This is a genomic window from Cryobacterium sp. 10I5 (genome assembly GCF_035019865.1).
Taxonomy (GTDB): Bacteria; Actinomycetota; Actinomycetes; order Actinomycetales; family Microbacteriaceae; genus Cryobacterium; species Cryobacterium breve_A.
Genome location: NZ_JASJVI010000045.1, coordinates 1 through 16,585, shown reverse-complemented (window position 1 = coordinate 16,585; position 16,585 = coordinate 1). Strand labels below are relative to the sequence as shown.

The window sequence follows — 16,585 nt, the reverse complement described above, 5'->3', positions numbered from 1 at the left end:
GGGCTATTGGCCTTGTCTGATGATGAAGTCGGCCATGCCGGGCACGGTGAATGCGACGAAACCGCGTTCGGGCGTGTAGATGTGTCCGTTCCGTATCAAGTCTCGGCGATTGACGGAGAGGTCCGTAGTGCGTTTCTTCCGCAAACGGGTCACGAGTTCGGCCATTGATGAGGGGGCGTCGTTGTCGGTGGCCATTGCGGACATGAAGGCCCGCTGTGTCGGGGTGGCCCGCTCCCATCTCGATTGGTAGAGACCCTGCTCGACCTCAGTTCGCGCTGACTCGATGCCGATTTGGGCGTCTTGAAGAGTAATGGTGTCCGTGGCTCGCACGGCCCAGACATGGCTTCCACAGGCTTGGATGAAATAGGGGTATCCCCCGGTTGCTGTCACCGCTGCATCCAGGGCGTCAGGCTCCCAGTCGACTCCGTTGGCACGGGTCGGGGCGGTGAGGGCGTCAGAGGTTGCGGCGGTGTCGAGCAACCCGATCTGGCGATAGTCATAGAGGCGCTCTGCGTAGCTGGTTGCATCGGCGAGCACGGCAGGCAGGGACGGCAACCCTGCTCCAACGAAGACGACGGGGACGGGGAAGACGTCTTGGCCGAGATTGTGCAGGGCCACGTTGAGAGCAGCGAGGTCCTCGAATGAGGCTTCCTGGAGTTCATCGACGGCCAGCAAAATGACCGTGTTGGCCTCACGCGCAGCAAGGCCAATGGTTTCTAAGAGCTCCTGGAGATCGACGGCGAGATCGCCGCTATCAGCCACGCCAGGCTCAGGTTCGACGTCGACAGTGAAGGAGTAGGTCCCTGACGGGTCGACACGCACTTGGAAGGAACGCAGCACGCTGGCGGCCTTGGACCAGAGCGCTTTTGCGCGGTCAGAGCTTGAGAGGATTCGTCGAAGTGCGAGGTGGAGTTCCTTGGCCAACGCGACGGCCAGCGGCTTACTGCTCGAGGCTTCGACCTTCACAAAAACCAGCTTGAGTTCGGCTGCATCGCGTCCGAGCTGGTTGAGCAAGACGGTCTTCCCCACTCCGCGGAGCCCAGAGAGGATCCAGGGTCGTTCCCCCTCCCCCGTTTCCCGCGCCTGGTAGAGCCGGTTACGGAATTCACGGAGTAGATCCGACCGGCCGGCAAGGACCGGTGGCACCCGTCCCGCGCCGGGCTTGAACGGGTTCGTCGCAAGTTCCATAACTAAAACAATATAGCCTCGAGTAAACGAATCGTTTACTCGGTCATAGAAGGCCTTATAAAATGGCGCACGGGCGAGAAAAACGCTTCGGGAAACTCGGCGGAATCCGCCAATGGGTCGAGTCCTTCTTCGACACCCTTAAAGGAAAACTCACCCTCGAGGACCACGGTGGACGCACCATCCCCGGCGTCTACTCTCGCGTTGCCGGTCGCCTCCTCGCCCTTGCCGCAGGAATCTGGCACAACTGGCTCCTCGGAACCCCAACAAGCGATGCCTCACCGCATACGACCAGATCTTTCGAGGGAGAGAAACGATGAACGGCGCCGTCTTTGCGTAGGTCACGAGAAGGCCTGCAGCGGGCCGGTTCCGAGCTGTAGTCGGCGAGTATTCCGCCGATCGTGACCGCTGATCTGACCGAGAATCGATGTCACCTGTGAGTGCCGGCGAGGGTATGAATGCGTCAGGGCCGACCTCGTGTGAGGCCGGCCCTGATGCCGTTCGATGCTGCAGCGGTTATGGGATTATTTGGTGAGCGGTGCGAGTTTCGGGTCGTTCGCGTAGGCCTCTGCTGCGTTGGCCTTGGTCACGATGACGGGCGGGAGCAGGTAGGCGGGAACGACCTTCTTTCCGTTGTCGTAGGACTTGGTGTCGTTGACCTCGGGGGTTTCGCCCTTCTGGAGCTTCTGGGCCATGGTGATCGCTTGGGTGACGAGCACGCGAGTGTCCTTGTTGATTGTTGAGTACTGTTCGCCCGCCATGATCGACTTGACTGACTCCGCTTCAGAGTCCTGACCCGTGACCACAGGAATGGGCTTACCGGAGGACTTCACCGAGGTGATGATTGCCCGTGCGAGCGTGTCGTTGGGTGAGAGAACTCCATCGATCGTCTTGGTTCCGTAGGTGCTGGTCAGGAGCGAGTCCATCCGGCTCTGCGCGTTCTCGGCCTTCCAAGCCGCAGTCGCCGTCTGCTTGATGTCGACCTGGCCCGAGCCGACGACGAGGGTGCCGTCATCGATCTTCGGCTGGAGGACGCTCATCGCGCCCTTGAAGAAGACTGCTGAGTTGGCGTCGTCGGAGGAGCCTGAGAACAGTTCGATGTTGTACGGGCCGCTCGCCTTTTTGGCCTTGAGCCCATCGAGCAGTGCCTGGCCCTGGAGGGCGCCCACCTTGAAGTTGTCGTAGGCGACGTAGTAGTCCACGTCGGTGGTGTTCAGGATGAGCCGGTCGTAGGCGATCACGATCGCGCCGGCGTCGTGGGCTGCCTTGACCTGGGTGCTGAGCTGGCCGCCGTCGGCCGCGCCGATGATGATCACCTTGGCGCCCTTGGTGACCATCGCGGAGATCTGGTCTTGCTGGTCCTTGACCGTGGTGGACGCGCCCGCATACTGCACGTCCCCTGTGAAGCCCGCAGACTTGAGACCGTCTTCGAAGAGTCCGCCAGCGAGGACCCAGTTCTCCGACGTCTTTGACGGAAGGGCGACTCCGATCAACGAGTCAGCGGCGAAGCCGGCCGCTGCAGCCGTCGATCCGCTGCTCGTGTCGCTCCGGGTGGAACACCCGGAGAGTGCCATCAGTGCCACCGCGGCTATTGCTGTGGTCGCGAGGAGTTTTTTCATGTGTGTTTCGCTTTCTTCTCAGTAGTGTTGGGCAGGGTGGTGAAGGTGTGGGGAGAGGGCGCGGCCGAGGTCACGACGACAGGGTCGCCGTGGGCCTCGCGGTGTCTGGTGTTCCAGATCCGGGCACAACGAGGGGTGGTTCGGGCGGGAACTCATTTGTCTTGCGGTTGCGGGTGAGGAGTCCAATGATTGATGGTCGGCCTTGGCTCTTGTTCAAGACGTCCACTCCCACTGCGACCAGGAGTACGAGGCCCTTGATGATCTGTACGCGGTCCGCGCCGACACCAAGCAGTTGCAGGCCGTTGTTAAGCACAGCCATCACGAGCCCACCGACGATGGAACCGGTCACGGTGCCGATGCCGCCGGACACGGCGGCGCCTCCGATGAAGACCGCGGCGATCGCGTCGAGTTCCCAGCTGAGGCCGTCCTGTGGACCCGAGGCGACCGAGCGGGCTACGAAGATCATCCCGGCCAGGGCCGCGAGGATCGACATGTTCATCATGACGAGAAAGTTGACCCGGCGGGACTTGACGCCGGAGAGTTCGGCCGCGAGCTTGTTTCCGCCGACGGCGTAGATGTGGCGTCCGAAGATCGTGTTCTTCGTCACGAAGGCGTAGAACAACACGAGTACTCCGAGGATGATTCCTGAAACGGGGAAGCTCGTTCCGGTGCGCCCACCCGCGAACAGTACCGTCGCATATACGACGACGCTGCTGAGGAGTACGACCTTTACCGCGCTCACCCAGAGTGGGGCGGGGCTAGAGCCCATGATCCGCTGCACCTTTCGGCTGCGCCACTCAGACATGACCACGGCGATCACGACGATCAGTCCGAGCAGAAGCGTGAGGTTGTTGTACCCCGTGTACGGGCCCACCTCCGGGAGATATCCGGCACCGATGACGGTGAAGCCTTCTGGGACGGGGACCGTGTTCGCGTTGCCGATGAGTTGGTTACCGCCTCGGAATATGAGCATCCCGGCGAGGGTGACGATGAAGGCCGGCACGCCGATATAGGCAACCCAGAAACCTTGCCACGCCCCAATTAGGGCACCAACGACGAGGCCGAACACGATGGCAACCGGCCAAGGGAAGTGCCAGTCCTGCATTGAGGTCGCCACGACGATGCCGGCGAAAGCCGCAACGGACCCGACAGAGAGGTCAATGTGGCCCGCGATGATGACCATCACCATGCCGATCGCGAGGATCAGGATGTAGGAATACTGGCTAACGAGGTTGATCAGGTTGCCCGAAGACAGTGTCAGGCCGTGCGTCAGGTATTGGAACAGCACGATGATCGCGATCAGGCTGAACAGGATCCCGAACTGGCGCAGACTGGACCTGCCGCCGCCGAACATTCTCCGCAGGTCGCGGATCCCGCCGCTCGTGTTCTTTTCGGTATTCAACTGCTGGCTCATTTGCTGTAGGCCTTCTTTCGGGCGCTGGTCATGCTCTTCATCAGGGTTTCGGGGTCGGCCTCCGCCGCGAGGATGCAATTGGTGATTGCTCCCTCGAAGACCGTGTAAATGCGGTCGGCGAGGCCCAGCAGCTCGGGCAGCTCCGAGGAGATGAGCACCACTCCCTTACCCTGGGAGGCCAGTTTCTGGATGATGCCGTAAATCTCGTACTTCGCGCCGACATCGATGCCCCGGGTCGGCTCGTCGAGGATCAAAAGGTCCGGATCGGTGAACATCCACTTAGCCAGCACGACTTTCTGCTGGTTGCCGCCCGAGAGCTTGTTCACACCCGCGTCCACGCTCGACGTTTTGATTCGTAGGCTCGTGCGGAAGCTTTCCGCGATTGCGTATTCCTTCTCGTCGTTGACAACAGGCCCGCGGGAGATCTTAGACAGCTTCGCGGACACGATCGACCGTTTCACGTCATCGAGCAGGTTCAAACCCAACGCCTTGCGATCCTCACTCACGTAGGCAAGACCGTGGTCAATGGCATCCGAAACGCTGCGGAGCTCGATTTCCACGCCGTCCTTGAATAGGCGACCTGACAAGTAGTTGCCGTAGGAGCGGCCGAAGATACTCATCGCAAGCTCCGTTCGCCCAGCACCCATCAGGCCGGCAATGCCGACAATCTCGCCCCGGCGAACAGTAAGGCTCGAGTTCTTCACGACCATCCGCTCGGGTACCTGCGGGTGTTGCACATTCCAGTCGCGTACCTCGAAGAACACCTCGCCAATGTCGGGGGTGTGCTCCGGGAACCGGCTTTCGAGGCTCCGGCCGACCATGCCACGAATGATTCGGTCCTCGTTGACGCCGTCGTTGACGACGTCGAGTGTTTCGATGGTCTTGCCGTCGCGAATGATGGTGATGGAATCGGCGACCTGCTCGATCTCGTTCAGCTTGTGCGAGATCATGATGGAACTGATGCCCTTGCCTTTGAGCCCCCGAATCAAGTCAAGCAGATGCTGAGAGTCCGCTTCGTTGAGGGCCGCCGTCGGCTCGTCCAGAATCAGGACCTTAACCGACTTGTTGAGCGCCTTGGCGATCTCAACCAATTGTTGTTTACCTACGCCGATGTTCTTGATCAGGGTGTCAGGGTCATCGCGCAGGCCGACCCGGGCAAGGAGCTCCAGAGCGGTCTTCTTGGCCTTGATCCAGTCGATGGCGCCCCATCTGGTGGGCTCATTGCCGAGGAAGATGTTCTCGGTGATCGAGAGTTCAGGGATGAGCGCGAGTTCCTGGTGGATAATCGCGATGCCAGCCGCCTCGCTGGAGCGAATGTCCTTGAAATGGACGTCCTTCCCCTGGAACACGATGTCTCCGCTGTAGGTGCCATACGGGTAAACGCCCGAGAGCACCTTCATCAGGGTCGACTTGCCCGCCCCGTTCTCACCGCAGATCGCATGGATCTCCCCCGCCGTCACCGTGAGCGACACATCGGACAACGCCTTAACCCCGGGAAACTCTTTCGTAATCGAGCGCATCTCCAGGATGACGGGCTCGCGCGCCGCACGCCGTTCAATGGACATTATTGTGCTCCTTGATTCAGGTGATCCTGATGACGTCCGGCGTTGGACGTGATCGACGAGTGAGACGGCACCGGGCAGCGTCACGCTCGGGCAGCCGCCGGGAGTCGAAAAAAAACGCTCCCGGCCGACAGGTCGGCGACCGCCGGAGCGGTCCCTACTGCACAAGTTGAAGGCGGCGCCAAGCGGTGGAGGGCCATTGGCGAGATAGCGCCCTCAGCCAGACAACGACCAAAATGATCTGCGCCGAAAGAGCCGGGACCCGCAGCACGCTCCGCACATTCACGACAAGCGGCACCTGTGCCCACAATTCGACTCCTTTGTCCTACAGTGCTGACGCAAAAAATGGGTAACAGAAAAAATCGCCGTCCCCGTGCCGGCAGCAAAAGAAGCCGACCGGTATATCGGTTGGTTCTTGCGTCGTCACTTCAAGTGTGAACGGTCACACCAACCGTGATCACCATACTCCCCGCACTGCATCGCCTGTCACGCCAGGATTGAAACGGATTGTCTCGTTTTGATAACCGTTTTGAAAACCGCAACGGGACGCGCGCTTCAGAACGAGGGCGATCCGGTTCAGCCCCGCTGGATGAGTGACGGGATGACTCGCTTCCGGAATTCGGACTGATCGTTGCCAGAAAGATTGCTCACCTAGCGCAATGCCACGGCAAACCAGTTCCGCGAAATCTTGGCGCACAGTCGAACGAAGCCGACAACAAAACGACGACATGAAACCCGGGCCGGTTCAGTTCGACTACCTCAAACCTTCTACAACGGCCTCCTCCGCCACTTGAAACTCGGACACGTCACGTCAATCGAACACGAATCATGCTTTGACAGAGCCCCTCCCTTGCCGAATTTGAGACCAGCCTGGGAATCTCGGCTATAGAGCTCGTCAGCCGGGTGTCCAAACGCCTCGCCTCGGATATTTCATCCACGTCCAAGAGCCGAAACGACCCCGCACGGCGAGCCCGGCAGGAAGTCCCGCTCGGATTCGTTCGGGCAAAGTTGGGTGTCGGCGTCGCCGGGGCTCGGTGACCCGGCACTTATCGCTGCAGAGGCGTTCGGTGGACTTCTCGTTCCCATCGGGGGCTGGCGGCAGCGGAATTGTCTTGATCTAGTTCTCAAAGAGTTGGCGCGGCTGGAAGAAGTTGGTTGCGACGCTCGTCGGTTCGACTGCCACGACGCTCATCATCCTCCTTAGAGCGATTGGAAGCCATGGAGTCATATGCGGACAAGCGCTCTTCGGCGCCCCGGTCGCTGTCGGCGAGTAGCCCTTGGCGGTACTGATAGTCCGGGCAGGTATTAACCACTTCTTCTGGGTAGTTGGTACTGCGTCCGGGTCTGCGGTCTCCTGATCGAAGTGGTGGCACGTCGGTGTCGCCGTTTCGAACTAGAACCGGGCCAGTGTGAGCAACTACCGAAACCATGGAGCTCCTCTTTGAAGGGCGCAGCTACAACGACATCGTCGAGGCAGCGGGGTGTTCGCGGCGGGACGTATCAGTGGTCAAAAAGACCGTCGCCCCGAGAGACCTCACGGCTGCGCTTGCGGAGCCAACGACCGAATCCGCCGTTCAGGCGATGTTCCCGGACGAACGCCAACGCATGTTCGACGAGTATGAACCACCTGACTTCAAAGCAGTACTGCGGTCGATGAAAGCCAACCGGAACGTCACGTTGCAGCAGGCCTGGTGGAAGTACGTCGGCGTTGGCGGGTTGGGGAAGACATGCGGCTACTCGCAGTACTGCCATCTCATGGCGTGAGGCTAACGGTTGGGTCGCGGTGCCCGGGCCTGACGGTTGAGTGGGCTCGCTCGGGCGTGATCTGAGATTTCTGGTGGCGGGCAGGGTAGTGCGTCCGGCCTTTGCTGGCGGTGGGCCTCCTACTACGGTCAGACCGCCGTGCCGATCAAACCGCCGATCGCCCAGGTCACGCCGAGGGCGAGTAGGCCGCCGATGAGCACCCGGGCGATCGCGTGGCCGCGGGGACTGCCGCCGAGGTAGGAGCTCAGCCAGCCGGTGATCACAAGGGCAACCGTGACGGCGAGGAAAGTTGCGGGCAGGCGCCACGCCGGCGGTGGCAGCAGCACCGCGAGCAGCGGCAGGATCGCGCCGACGGTGAACGCGAGGGCGGAGGCGAACGCCGCATGCCACGGGTTGGAGAGTTCCTCGGTGCCGATGTGCAACTCGACCTCGAGATGCGCGGCGAGGGCATCGTGCGCGGTGAGCTCGTCGGCGACGCGCCGGGCCGTCTCCGCGCTGAGCCCCTTCGCTTGGTACATGTCCGCAAGCTCGGCGAGCTCTTGCTCTGGCACGTTGGCAAGCTCCCAGCGTTCCTTGGCGATCAGGGTGCGCTCGGTGTCGCGTTGGCTGCTCACCGAGACGTATTCGCCGAGGGCCATCGAGATCGCCCCAGCGAGCAGGCTCGCGACTCCGGCGATCAGGATCGCCGCGGAATCCGGGGTGGCCGCGGCCACGCCGACGACGAGTGCGGCGACGGAGACGATGCCGTCATTCGCGCCGAGCACACCGGCGCGCAGCCAGTTGAGCCGTTCGGCGTGGCCGGGGGCGTGCGGTTCGATGCCGTGGTCGAGTTCAGTCATGTCGAAAGTCAAGCAGCTTCTGGCCCGTTGCGCTATTTACGGAGTCGCCAGCCCGACCATCACGGGCACGCCCCGCGGGCGCACAAGCGGCGCAGCAGGGAAGGGGTCGGACCACACGGGGCGAGGTCGGGAAAAGCGGAGCACTCGTCTGTTGCTTATCGACCGCGTTCACTGCGCTGTCCTCGTTCCTCGTCGGCTCCGTGCACTCCCAGCGGTCTCAAAGCACAGACGCAGTCTCTGACGATCCTGGCCACATTCACTCCTCATTCTTCGTCAGTTAATCTGTCACACCTCTGGCATTAGTAATCAACGAGGTAGGCTGACCCCCATGATGACTGTGCATATCCTTTCCGCGGGAGACGGGTATGCGTACTACATCAGCGAGACTGCCAGCGGTGATGTGAAGCGCGAGGCGGGCCAGGAGCTGGGCGATTACTACACCATCGAGGGCAACCCTCCCGGCGTCTGGGTGGGTTCAGGATTGGCCGCCCTGGGCGTTTCCGGTGTTGTCACTGAGGAGCAGATGAAGGCCCTCTACGGTGAGGGTTTGCACCCGGATGCGGAGCAGATCATTGCCGCAGCCCAAGCTCAGGGTAAGACCGCTGCCGAGGCGATGGAGCTGGCCAAGCTGGGCCGCGCTTACTACTCGTACAAACAGGGAACCACCGACCTCCGCGAGCAGATCGAAACGGGCTACGCCGACTTCACCCGGATCAACCACCGCGAACCTAACGCCGAAGAACGCCGCGTTATCCGGGTGCGGGAGGGCGCGCAGGCGTTCCGCACGGCCAAGGGCCGGCAGCCAGCCGACAAGGAAGAGTTGGGCCGGTTCATCACCGCGGCCACCCGCCCCACGCAGCAGGCTGTTGCCGGATTCGACCTGGTCTTCTCCCCAGCTAAGAGCGTGTCAACGCTGTGGGCGCTGGGCGATAACGAGACCCGGAAGGCGATCGAGGAAGAGCATGAAGCCGCGATCAGTGACACCATCGGCTACCTCGAACGCGAAGCAATCGCCACCCGCGCCGGCACTAACGGCCTCGCCCAGATCGACGTTGAGGGCGGCCTAATCGCAACCCGGTTCCGCCACTACGATTCCCGGAACGGTGACCCGCAGCTGCACGATCACCTGGTGGTTGCGAACAAGGTCAAAGGCGTGGATGGGAAGTGGCGCACCATCGATTCCAAGCTGCTGCACCGTCAGGGGGTGGCCGCGTCGGAGTTCTACAACCAACGTGTGATGGACAGGGTTACCGACCGGTTGAACCTGGCAACCGAACTGCGCGAGGTCACCCCGGGCAAGCGGCCTGTGGTCGAAATCGCCGGGATCGATGAACGCCTCACTTCCGGTTTTTCGACCAGGTCGGTGGGGATCAAAGCCGCCATGACCAAGCTTGAATCCGAGTACCGCGAAACCCATGGCCGTACCCCGGACATGAAGGCTCGTATTGCCTTGGCTCAGCAGGCTACCTTGGACACTCGGCCGCAGAAGCTCCACGCCCGGGCACTGTCGGAGCTGCGGACGCTCTGGCGCGTGCAGGCCGGGGCACTGGTTGGCGACCGTGCCGTGGGCGGCATTCTCCGGGATGCCCAAGCACGCGCACGGGACGACAGCGCCTCCACGGTGCCGGCGCAAATCGTCACCGTCGCGCAGGCGGCGGCCCAGGTTGTGGAGACGGTGTCTGAGCATCATGCAGTGTGGGGACCGCACACGATCGAGGCCGAAACCCGCCGTTATGTCCAGGCGCAGCACAGCTGCGGCAACACTGTTGAGGGCACCGTCGAGGACATCACCCGGCACGCTCTGAACACCGATTCCATCACCGTCACCCCGCCGGCACCGCACGGCGCTTTCCAGCCCCTCACCCGGCGTGACGGCACGAGCATTTACGAGCACAAGGGCCGCCAGCTCCTCACGTCTCGGAGCATCCTGGCCGCTGAGGACACACTGCTGGACGCCGCGCGCACTCGCACGGCCTCGCCCGTATCCCGCGACGTGTTCGACCAGGTCGCCGCGAAGGACGGCCGGCACCTGGACGCTGGCCAGCGGGAACTTGCCCGGGTGTTCGCCACGAGCAGTGCGCGCCTGGTCGTGGGCTCTGGCCCTGCAGGTACGGGTAAGACAACGGCGCTGCGCGTAGCGGCCCGAGCAGTCGAAGCGCAGGGCGGGAAGGTGGTGGGCTTGGCCCCGTCCGCCACTGCGGCCGCGGTGATGAAAGACGCAATCGGAATCGACGCCAAGACGATTCACTCATTCACTTTCCAGAAAGGCAGCCTGGCCGAGCTGCTGCAGCAGACGGAACGCATCGAGGGTTTGGACCTGAACCCGGGCGACGTGATCGTGGTGGATGAGGCCGGCATGGCCGGCACCACCAACCTGGCCAAGGTGACCCGCATTGCCCAGCTGCACGGCGCACACGTGCGCCTCATCGGAGATGACCGCCAGCTTTCCGCGGTCGAGGCCGGTGGCGCGCTGCGACTCCTGGAGAACGAGGTCGGTTCCGTGAAGCTTGAGCAGCTGCACCGCTTCATCAACAAGGACGAAGCCGAGGCCACGAAGCTGCTGCGCGACCCGGCAACGACTGGCGATCCGTTCGCCTGGTACGTCACGAATGATCGTGTTACCGGCGGCAGCGTTGACCGGATGGCAGGGGAAGTGTTCGCGTCCTGGCAGTCGGATACCACAGCTGGTCTGCACTCGGTGATGCTCGCCCAGCAGAACAGCACCGTGGCCGAGCTGAATGCCCGCGCCCAGGCGTTTGGCATGAGTGAGGGAATCGTCACGGGCAAGCAATCAGCCCCGCTGCGCGACGGCCTGGCCGCCTACCAGGGCGACACGGTTGTGACCCGGGTGAACAACTCGCAGTTGAAGGTCAGCGGCGGCCGCGACATCATCAAGAACGGCGACCTGTGGACTGTGGTGAAGGCGCACCGAGACGGAACACTCACTGTCAGCAACCAGGGCACCGGGGGCACGATCACCCTGCCCAATGACTACGTGAACAGCGCCGTTGAGCTCGGCTATGCCTCGACCATTCACCGCGCCCAGGGTATGACCGCCGATATCGCGCACGTCCTGGCGGACAGCAGTACCAGCCGGGAACTCGTCTACGTTGGCCTGACCCGTGGCAAGCACGAAAACCGCCTGTATGTCGAGACCGCCGATGCCCAGCCGGTCAGTGACGTCCTGGCCCAGATCGCCGGCAACGCTGACGGTCTGCTCTCGGCCACCGAGACCATCCGCGCCGAGCAGGCCCGGGTGGATGACTTGGTGACTCTCATCGATCAGTACGGCGACGTGCACGAGCGCGCCGACGTGCTGCGCTTTACGAAGATCGCCAACCAGGGGCTGGGCGAAGGCCTGGCAACAACGCTGCGCGAGCAGGAGAGCTGGGGCGCGGTCGAGGCCGCGCTCCGCCACGCCGAGGCCGCCGGCCTGGACCCTGTCGACACGATCCGCCAGGCGTGGACGCAACGCGACATGGCCAACGCCCAGGACCCGGCGGCCGTGCTGGCCTCCCGGATCAGCGACAACACCGACCGCCACCGGGCCACCGTGTCCATCGACCAGGAGAGGGCCACCCCGGCGGTGCCGGAGTGGATCGCAGACCGACGCGCGATCGACTCCGAACACACCGCGCCCGAGTGGCGCGAACATTTGGCCGAACGCTACGACTACCTACACGTGCGCCTCGAGGAGCGCGGTGCAACAATCGCGGCCGAACAGCCCGCCTGGGCAAGCGGGCTGGGCGAGGTCCCCGCCGACACCGCCCGCCGGCAGCAGTGGACGGAACTTGCCGCCGAGGTGGACGTGTTCCGCACTCAGTACCGCATCGACCCCCAGGAAACCGCCGCGGTGCCGGCGGACTACCGGCAGCGCACCGTGGGCGCCGACCTGGCCCAACGGGTCACGGCCATGCACAAATCCCAGGTTCTCAGCTCACGTCCCGCCGCCACCGAGAACGACCGGCAGCGCGCCGCAGCAGCAGCCACAGCCGCCGCTCTCCGCGCCCGACAGGCCGCAACGGCACAAACGGGAACCACCGCTGTTAAACCCCTGCAGAAGCCCACCGCCGCTAAAACAACGGCTCAGAGGATGAAGGAGCAGCAGCAGAAGCGTGCGGCCGAACGGGTCGAGCAATTGCGCCGGCAGGGCGTCAACGTGAAGGTGCAGAAAGCGGGTGACCGAGACGATCGGCAGTCGGGGGCGGATCAGGCGCCCGCCCGGGATCAGGGCATCGAACGGTAGCACCTGGACACACGGAGGGGCACCCGCGGCGCGGGTACCCCTCCGTGTGTCACACCATCTGCGGGGCCTTCGTCTATAGGGGTGGCTTGTGAATTCGTCAAATATCCGACGCTAACGGTAGACGCGTGGGGGTATCGGCCGCGGTGCGGGTTGAGGCGGGACAGCGGAAATTTTGGGCTCTTTCGGAGCTGGGTATTGTCGTTTTCAGTTCATGATTGCATCAACGTCAGTTCCCGTCTGCGCAAGCTGGTTTGATCATGAAGCGGCCAACGGCTGATTCGTCCGGCCGGACTGTCGATGGTGAGGGCGGTGGTACTGCTCATTTCGGCGGCTTAGACTCAGCGCACGATGACGACCCCTTCTGATGAGCAGGTTGCCGACCCGGGGCAGGAATATGATTCGGATACCGTCGCGTTTCCTCGGCGAGGGAAAAAGCGTGGGTTTGGTCGGCTGTTGCGTGTGTTGGGTCCGGGGATCGTGACCGGCGCGGCTGATGATGACCCGTCAGGGATCGCGACGTATTCCCAGGCCGGCGCACAGTTCGGTTTCGGAACGTTGTGGTCGATTCTGTTGACGTTGCCGCTGATGATCGCTGTGCAAGAGGCGTGTATGCGGATCGGTGCGGTGACCGGGAAGGGTCTCGCCGCGATCATCCGTGACAGTTACCCGAAGAAAGTGCTGTACCCCATCGTTCTGCTGGTCACCGCGGCGAACACGTTCAACATCGGTTCGGATATCGGGGCGATGGCCGCCAGCGCGAACTTGCTCCTCCCGGGGGTGCCTTTCGTTGTTCTCGCGATCGGGTTCGTGGTGATCATCCTGGTGTTAGAAGTACTGGTCCCGTACCGCACGTACGTCAGGATTCTGAAATGGTTGGCGTTCGCGCTGTTTGCGTACCTAGCGACCGCGTTCCTGATCGCCGTGCCCTGGGCGGAGGCGGTGAAAGCGACCGTGATTCCGCATATCGAGTTCAACCAGCAGTTCCTCTTCGTTTTGGTCGCCATCTTCGGAACCACAATCTCTCCGTACCTGTTTTTCTGGCAGACCAGCAACGTTGTCGAAGACGAACGAATGCAACAACCCGCTTCCGCCGGGGAGGGCCCACCGCCCCTGACGAGAACATATTTGAGGAAGCTCCGGATTGATACGGTGCTCGGGATGTTCTTCTCGAACATTGTGGCCTGGTTCATCATCGTGGTCGGCGCGGTCGTCCTGAACCAGGGCGGTGTCACAAACATCGTTACCGCAGCTGATGCAGCCCAGGCGTTGGAACCTTTGGTGAAAAGCTTCCCGAACGCCGGATTACTTGCCAAACTAATTTTCGCTGTCGGGGTAATCGGGATCGGCCTGATGAGTATCCCAGTACTTGCCGGGTCTTCGTCGTACGCCATCACAGAGACGTTCAACTGGAAAGAGGGCTTATTTCGCAAATTCCGGCAAGCCCGCGCGTTCTACCTCGTGATCATTATCGGTACCCTGACCGGGCTGGTCCTGAACTTCGTGGGCTTTGACCCGGTCCAAGCCCTCGTACTCACAGCGGTTTTCAACGGGATCGTCGCCGTGCCGCTGATCTTCATCATCGCGAGGCTCACAAGCCGCACCGCGATCATGGGCAACTACGTCAACGGGCGATGGTCAAAAATCGGTCTTTGGTGCGCGTTCGCGATCATGGGCGCCGCCGCGATCGCACTACTCAGCTCCTACCTCTAGCAAGACGGCAGCAACGAGAAGATCTCCGGTAAAGGGTTGGGGCGATAGGAATAGAGTTCCCACAACAGATTCTCCTTGAGAGGGCAGTAACAGTGATGGATGTTGTGGTGGTGTACGAGTCCATTCACGGACGTACCCAGCAGGTCGCCGAAAGCATCGCTTCCGGCCTATCGCGTTTCGCTACCGTCAGGGTTCTCAGCGTCAATGACGCTGACCCGGACACGGTCGGCGAACCTGACCTCCTCGTTGTCGGGGCCCCTGATCACTGGTCAGGGCTGAGCCTGCCCGAAGCCCACGCCGACGACATCCGAGAAGCCCAAAACGCATCGGACCCTGCCGCGACAGTCCTACCGCCCGGGGCCATCAGTATGCGCGAGTGGTTCACTGAACTTCCTCCCACACCAACCCTGTTCGCCGTGTTCGAAACCCGAACCCGCCGCCACCTCTCTGTCTTCGAAGCGGACACTCAAATACAACACGTCCTGGACATCAACGGCTTCACCCCCGTCATGCCACCAGAAATATTCTTCCTCAGTACTGACGGGGAATTCGAGCCTGGAGAACTCAACCGCGCAAAAACCTGGGGAACCGCCCTGGCCACCACCACGTATCACCAGCACTCTGGTGGCCGGCTGGCCACCTAGACACCTTGCCCTGTGGGGGTTCCCCTCAACCAGAGGCAAAGCTGGTATGAACCGATCCCAACGAATTCGCGTCAACTTGAGGTACCAACGTTGAGTCGGAGGCTTTATGGGGACGTTTCGGGATCGCTGTGTCGCGATTCGCTGTTGTTGGGGACGTTTTCACCTACCGGAGTACCGTGGCGAGTGGTCGCGTCACGCTTGTGGGATGTGACTTTAGTCTCGTCGTCACGACGATCGGGAGAACATACTAGGGCTATGCCCATAGTTCGTCGAAAAGTTTCGTTCTGCAGATTCGGAATGGCCTATCCCAGAGTGCTTCGACCCTCCTGATGGACGCCGTCAACCAGGCACACCCCGCCATTTTCAGAGAGCGGTCTCCGGGCCCCTCGCAGGGCCCGGTACGGCGGGTGGCCCGCTGGGAAACCACAAGCACGACGGTGCGCGACGGGGCGGTCCGGTGAGTGTCGTTGCACACCGTGTACGCATCAGTCGCGCCTACGATGCGCGGGTCCGAGGGGACGGGACGAGAGTGCTGGTGGATCGTTTGTGGCCTCGCGGGTTGAGCAAGCAACGAGCGAATTTCGATGAGTGGCAGAAGGCTGTCGCGCCGTCTACGGCCCTCCGTCAGTGGTACGGGCACGACCCGAAGCTGTTCGCTGAGTTTTCAGCCCGATATCGTTCGGAGCTTGCGTACCCAGTGCAGGCCAAAGTTCTCTCTCATCTGTTCGCGGTCGCCCGGCACGGGAACCTGACTGTGCTCACCGCCTCGAAAAGCGTTGAGATCAGCGAGGCCGCCGTTCTGGTAGCGATCCTCAATGATGAGCGATCCCCGGCAAGGTTTGAGAAGGGAACGTCCTGATGCAGAAAGTATCGTTAATCGCTTTGGGCCGGCATCACTTGGATCAAGCCAAGCGTGCGTCAAGCGGACGGAGCGCGGAGACGGTGTTCGGCGGTCATGAACACCATTTGCGGCAAACCCTCATCGCTCTCCGGTCCGGGGAGTGTTTATCGGAGCATGAAAACCCGGGCGAAGCGACGGTACAGGTCCTCGTGGGCCGGGTGCTGTTACGGTCTGGGTCTGCCGAGTGGAACGGTTCCCCGGGGGATCTTCTGACAGTCCCGGATGCCCGACACGCCCTCGACGCGATCGAAGACAGCGTCATCGTCCTGACCGTTTGCACACCCCCGAACTTGGCGTCCACGCAAAAATCACGTATTAGCGGGCGGCTTGCCGTGGACTTTGTCGCGCCGGAAAGTTGGTCAAAATGCAACTCCTCGGTTACCGCTTCGCACCCCGCATCCGAAACGTAGACGAAACCCGTCTCTACACACCAACCCGCGCCCACGGCCTCACCACACTGGCACCGCTGATCGGCGGCCCGATCAATACCGCCACGATCATCCAGCACTGGGATGAGATCCTCCGACTCGCCGCGTCGATCAAAACAGGAACCGTTACCACGTTGGCTGATGATGCGAAAACTTGGTGCGTATCCTCGCCAGAACGGCCTCGCAACCGCACTCCTGTTAACGCCGACCGAAAACAGGGCCAGAAACGCCAACTGAAAATAGGGCCACCAACCATTATGGAAGGTGATCAAA

10 protein-coding genes and 2 pseudogenes are annotated in these 16,585 nt (G+C 62.1%); 7 read left to right on the top strand and 5 right to left on the bottom strand.

What is annotated here, in order from left to right; translation table 11 throughout:
- Positions 1-3: 3 nt before the first annotated feature.
- Positions 4-1,188, bottom strand: a complete 1,185-nt coding sequence (locus tag QN350_RS12105; RefSeq protein ID WP_322140483.1) for an ATP-binding protein — start codon at positions 1,186-1,188, stop codon at positions 4-6.
- Positions 1,189-1,271: 83 nt separating this feature from the next.
- Here QN350_RS12105 and QN350_RS12100 point away from each other — a divergent pair.
- Positions 1,272-1,525, top strand: a pseudogene (locus tag QN350_RS12100) (hypothetical protein); the annotation flags it as partial.
- 184 nt (positions 1,526-1,709) lie between these two features.
- Here the strand turns inward: QN350_RS12100 and QN350_RS12095 are convergent.
- From QN350_RS12095 to mmsA, 3 genes are all read right to left on the bottom strand, one after another.
- Entirely contained in the window at positions 1,710-2,804 is a 1,095-nt protein-coding gene (locus QN350_RS12095) for a sugar-binding protein (RefSeq protein ID WP_322140484.1), read from the bottom strand.
- Positions 2,805-2,874: 70 nt separating this feature from the next.
- Complete coding sequence (mmsB, locus tag QN350_RS12090) at positions 2,875-4,218, bottom strand: multiple monosaccharide ABC transporter permease (protein ID WP_134450107.1); 1,344 nt, start codon at positions 4,216-4,218, stop codon at positions 2,875-2,877.
- Positions 4,215-5,783 carry a multiple monosaccharide ABC transporter ATP-binding protein gene (mmsA, locus tag QN350_RS12085; protein ID WP_322135108.1) on the bottom strand — a complete coding sequence of 523 codons (1,569 nt, stop codon included), beginning with the start codon at positions 5,781-5,783 and terminating at the stop codon, positions 4,215-4,217. Before mmsA ends, mmsB begins: the two co-directional genes overlap by 4 nt.
- 1,425 nt (positions 5,784-7,208) lie before the next feature.
- Between mmsA and QN350_RS12080 the strand changes: the two genes are divergently transcribed.
- The gene (locus QN350_RS12080) at positions 7,209-7,544 is read left to right on the top strand and encodes a hypothetical protein (protein ID WP_322140485.1); all 336 of its coding nucleotides are present in this window, start codon (positions 7,209-7,211) and stop codon (positions 7,542-7,544) included.
- A gap of 128 nt (positions 7,545-7,672) precedes the next feature.
- Here the strand turns inward: QN350_RS12080 and QN350_RS12075 are convergent, their stop codons facing one another.
- The gene (locus QN350_RS12075; protein ID WP_322140486.1) at positions 7,673-8,383 is read right to left on the bottom strand and encodes a VIT family protein; all 711 of its coding nucleotides are present in this window, start codon (positions 8,381-8,383) and stop codon (positions 7,673-7,675) included.
- Between the two features lie 328 nt (positions 8,384-8,711).
- Here QN350_RS12075 and mobF point away from each other — a divergent pair, with 328 nt between their 5' ends.
- The 5 genes and pseudogenes from mobF to QN350_RS12050 all read left to right on the top strand — a co-directional run.
- Positions 8,712-12,629 (top strand): MobF family relaxase, encoded by a 3,918-nt coding sequence (gene mobF, locus QN350_RS12070; RefSeq protein ID WP_322140487.1) that lies wholly within the window; start codon positions 8,712-8,714, stop codon positions 12,627-12,629.
- 348 nt (positions 12,630-12,977) lie between these two features.
- Positions 12,978-14,339: a divalent metal cation transporter gene (locus QN350_RS12065; RefSeq protein ID WP_322140488.1), complete on the top strand. Its 1,362-nt coding sequence runs from the start codon at positions 12,978-12,980 to the stop codon at positions 14,337-14,339.
- A 95-nt stretch (positions 14,340-14,434) separates the two neighbouring features.
- On the top strand, positions 14,435-14,983 hold the full coding sequence (locus QN350_RS12060) for a flavodoxin family protein (RefSeq protein WP_322140540.1): 549 nt from the start codon (positions 14,435-14,437) through the stop codon (positions 14,981-14,983).
- 457 nt (positions 14,984-15,440) lie between these two features.
- Entirely contained in the window at positions 15,441-15,842 is a 402-nt protein-coding gene (locus tag QN350_RS12055; RefSeq protein WP_322140489.1) for a DUF488 domain-containing protein, read from the top strand.
- Positions 15,843-16,248: 406 nt separating this feature from the next.
- Positions 16,249-16,507 (top strand): annotated as a pseudogene (locus QN350_RS12050) (Tn3 family transposase); the annotation flags it as partial.
- Positions 16,508-16,585 lie beyond the last annotated feature (78 nt).